The organism is Pseudoalteromonas sp. S3178, from assembly GCF_005886985.1.
GTDB lineage: Bacteria > Pseudomonadota > Gammaproteobacteria > Enterobacterales > Alteromonadaceae > Pseudoalteromonas > Pseudoalteromonas carrageenovora.
The window spans coordinates 1-361 of sequence record NZ_PNCW01000351.1 but is presented as its reverse complement, the minus strand read 5'-3'; the positions used below and the strand labels follow the sequence as shown (position 1 = coordinate 361).

1 protein-coding gene is annotated in these 361 nt (G+C 42.1%); it reads left to right on the top strand.

Annotation, left to right across the window (positions count from 1 at the left end; translation table 11 throughout):
• Nucleotides 1–361 (top strand): DegT/DnrJ/EryC1/StrS family aminotransferase (locus CWC11_RS21275; RefSeq protein WP_171038501.1); only part of this gene is annotated, 361 nt, incomplete at both ends.

Below are 361 nucleotides of genomic sequence, written 5' to 3'. Positions count from 1 at the left end.
GAAATAATCTTGCTAACACGTATGATACGCTATTTGCAGATAGTATTGGGATCACACCTCTCGCGCGCTCTGAAAGCTCAATTTCTGCCTATCACTTATATGTTATTCGACTCGAAAGTTGTACGCCTGATCAGCATAACTTTATGGTCAGCGCGCTTCGGAATAAAGGCGTTTTTGCGCATGTTCATTATATTCCAATATACCTGCAGCCCTATTATCAGAATTTAGGCTTTAAGGCTGGCTATTGCGCTGAAGCTGAATCCTACTACTACAGTGCAATCACTTTACCTTTGTATCCAACCCTCACTTTAACCCAACAAGAGTACATCGTTAGCACGACTGAAGCGCTTTATCTTGAGTG